General features: G+C 63.5%; 3 protein-coding genes. 2 read left to right on the top strand and 1 reads right to left on the bottom strand.

Features of this window, described 5'->3' with window-relative positions; all coding sequences use genetic code 11:
- Positions 1–1,310, top strand: a 1,310-nt coding sequence (pgk, locus tag KA184_23080; GenBank protein ID MBP8132474.1) for a phosphoglycerate kinase, incomplete at its 5' end; no start/stop codon positions are given.
- A 139-nt stretch (positions 1,311–1,449) separates the two neighbouring features.
- Positions 1,450–2,652, top strand: a complete 1,203-nt coding sequence (locus KA184_23075) for a 6-phosphofructokinase (protein MBP8132473.1) — start codon at positions 1,450–1,452, stop codon at positions 2,650–2,652.
- 159 nt (positions 2,653–2,811) lie between these two features.
- On the opposite strand, the gene KA184_23070 is transcribed toward KA184_23075, so the two are convergent.
- On the bottom strand, positions 2,812–3,153 hold a 342-nt coding region (locus tag KA184_23070; GenBank protein MBP8132472.1), incomplete at its 5' end, for an SUMF1/EgtB/PvdO family nonheme iron enzyme.

Below are 3,153 nucleotides of genomic sequence, written 5' to 3'. Positions count from 1 at the left end.
GTGTGGCCGATCTCTCGGATATGCCCGCGGGGACCCCCGTCCTGGTGCGCGCCGACCTCGATACCTCCGTCAAGGACGGCAAGGTGAAGGACACCGCGCGGATTGAGGCCTGCGCGCCAACGATTGCGTTGTGCTGCGAAAAGGGTTGGAAGCCGGTCGTATTCGGCCATATTGGCCGTGACCGCGCAAACTCGACCGGGCCGGTTTGCGACGCAATGCGCAGGCGTCTCGGACGCGAGGTGCTCTTTGTCGAGGATTGGCTGGACGAAGAGGGGGGCCGTCTGAACGACGCATTTGTCGCCAATGTTGCGGCTGCGGAAGCGGGCACGGCTTTCCTGCTCGAGAACACCCGCAAGCACGCCCTTGAAACCGCGCTGTGGGGCATCGACGAGGCCGGGCTTGCCGGGGTTGCGCCCCGGCTCTACGCAGTTGCGAAGGACATTCGCGACAGATTGGCGGCGGTGGAAATCAACGAAGCCATCGCCGCGTCAAACACGGATTTCTCGTCGTCGGTCGTGCCGCTGCTCATGGAACGCACGGCGTTCGGTTCGTACACCGCCGAAGAGCTGAAGACGCATGTCCGCGAGGTTCGCAAGGCCGATTGCGTGGTTTTCAGCGGGTTGAAAATTGACAAGCTGGATGCGCTCGAGGGCATCGTGGACCGGGGCGCGGTCAAGATGGTCATCACGGGCGGTTCCATCGCGATGGCCCTCAAGAAGGCCCGGGCGCAACTCGAAGGGGGCGACTTCCACCTGGGTTTGGCGGAAACCGATGCTTCGCAGAAGGCATATATCCCCGCAAAGAGAACGGAACAGGCAAAGCGGATCCTGACGAAATGCCGGGACGGCCACATCGCGGTCGTGTTGCCTGTGGACTTTGTCCTGAGCAATGGAACCGTCAGCGGGTTGGTCCCCGAGGGACAGGCCCAGATGGACATCGGGCCCCAGACCCGGACGCTATTCGCCGGGATATTGAGGGAATACGCCCAAGATGTTCAAGGGGCGCCCGAACCCCACATCCTCTTCCATAACGGAGTTCTGGGCAAGTTTGAGGAACCTGCCTTCGCCGAAGGCACGAAGACCTTTATGGCGCTGCTCAAGGAACTGACGGAAGCCGGTGTTGCGGTCTATGTTGGCGGCGGCGAGGGGCGGAAGGCCCTGGAAACCTACGGCAGGATTGAAGACGTGACCCACGCGTTCACCTGCGGGGGGACCATCCTGAAATCGCTGAGCAACAGGCACATTGCGTTCCTCAAGGCCATGTACCTGCAAAACAGGGCCACGATTGACGGTCCGCAAGATGACCGGTAGGACGCGACAGCAATCCGTGGTTCGCAGGCGCACCGGGTTCGCGGGCTGTTCAATTGGATAATCCAAGGCAAAAGGATATGCTTGGCTGGGGGGCGGGAAGGGTGGTGGTCAACCGAAGCATTCCGGAAAGGGACGGCTCATGCGCGAGATAATTCCTGGCAATGTTCTGGTCGCTCAAGGCGGGGGCCCGACCGCGGTCATCAATCAGAGTCTGGCGGGAGTGGTCGTGGAATCACGGAAGTTCCCGCAGATTGGCCACGTGTATGGCGCCTTGCAGGGTGTGCGCGGCATCGTCAACGAGGAACTGCTTGACCTGACGGAGGCGACCACGCACAACCTCGAGGCCGCGGCGCTCACGCCCGCGGCGGCGCTGCTGTCCACGCGCGACAAACCGGACGACGCATACTGCGGCAGGATATTCGAAGTGCTCCGGAAACACGGCGTCCGGTATTTCTTCTACATCGGCGGCAACGACAGCGCGGAGACCTGCAGCATCGTCAACAAGCAAGCCGCGCATGACAATTACGAACTGCGGGTTGTTCACATCCCCAAGACGATCGACAACGACCTGCTCGTTACGGACCACTGCCCCGGCTATGGTTCGGCCGCCCGCTTTGTCGCGCTGGCGTTTGCGGGCGCCAATCTCGACAACCAGGCGCTGCCCGGCGTGTACATCGGCGTGGTCATGGGGCGCGACGCCGGCTTCCTGACCGCGGCGTCCTGCCTTGCCAGAACATACCCGGACGACGGGCCGCACCTCATCTACCTGCCGGAGCGGGCCTTTGACGAACGCCGCTTCGTCGCGGATGTAAAGGCGGTTCATGACAGGCACAAGCGTTGCGTCGTGGCCGTGTCCGAGGGCATCAAGGACCCGGAGGGTAACCGAATCGGCGCGGATTGGGAACACGTGGACAAGTTCGGCAACCCCTTGCTTTCCGGCGCGTTGGTGGCCAAACGGCTGACGGACGCGCTGGAACGGGACGAGAGCGTCAAGCGGCTTCGCGCGGACGTGTTCGGCTACCTGCAGCGGAGTTTCCCCGGTTGCGTAAGCGAAGGGGACCGCTTTGAGGCACGCGAAGTCGCGGAGAGGGCCGTCCAGTACGCCGTCTGGCACAACCTGGACGGTTCCGTGGCCATCCGGCGCATCGGCGACTACGCGGTCGAGTATTTCCTGACGCCACTGGAGACCGTCGCGAAAAAGAGCCGCCACATGCCGGACGAATTCATCTCAGCCTCAGGCAGCGATGTTACGGAAGCCTTTCGGGCCTACGTGAAACCGCTGGTCGGACCGTTGCCGCGCATGGAACGCATTGCCGCGCCCGCCGTTCCCGCGAAACCATAGGGACGCCGCGCTGGCTCGGTGCGTCTGCGCGCGCGGCGCATAGGGCGTGAGGTGGCGCCGCGGCCGGTCACCATCCGCCGGTCAATGACCGCGCGGCAACAACCTGCGGGCTCCGCGAAAAAATCCGGCCGCTCGCTTCGCTCGCGGCACAAAGGGTAATCATAGAACCGTCCTGGCGCAGCGAAAACCGATGTCGTCGTCGCGCCCCGCCGGGACACGGAAGTCGCCGAGCGCACAGCGGAAGACGCCCATGCCGCCGACATCGTCCCAAGACCCGCCCCGCAACACCCGATACTGCCCGCTCGCGGGCGGCGCGAGGTCGCCGCGCCGATAGCACCCATATGCCCCGCTTTCATACCAGTTCGCGCACCATTCGTATACGTTCCCCGACATCTGGTATATCCCCCATGGACTGCATCCCTCCGCATATGACCACACCCCGCACGTCTTCGCGCCGCTCCAATTCTCGGCGTTCCGGCACTTGCTCGCGTCCCAGTCGTT

It is taken from the genome of Candidatus Hydrogenedentota bacterium (assembly GCA_018005585.1).
Taxonomy (GTDB): domain Bacteria; phylum Hydrogenedentota; class Hydrogenedentia; order Hydrogenedentales; family JAGMZX01; genus JAGMZX01.
Note: the sequence above shows the minus strand (reverse complement) of the source record. Positions and strands in the feature narration are given on the sequence as shown.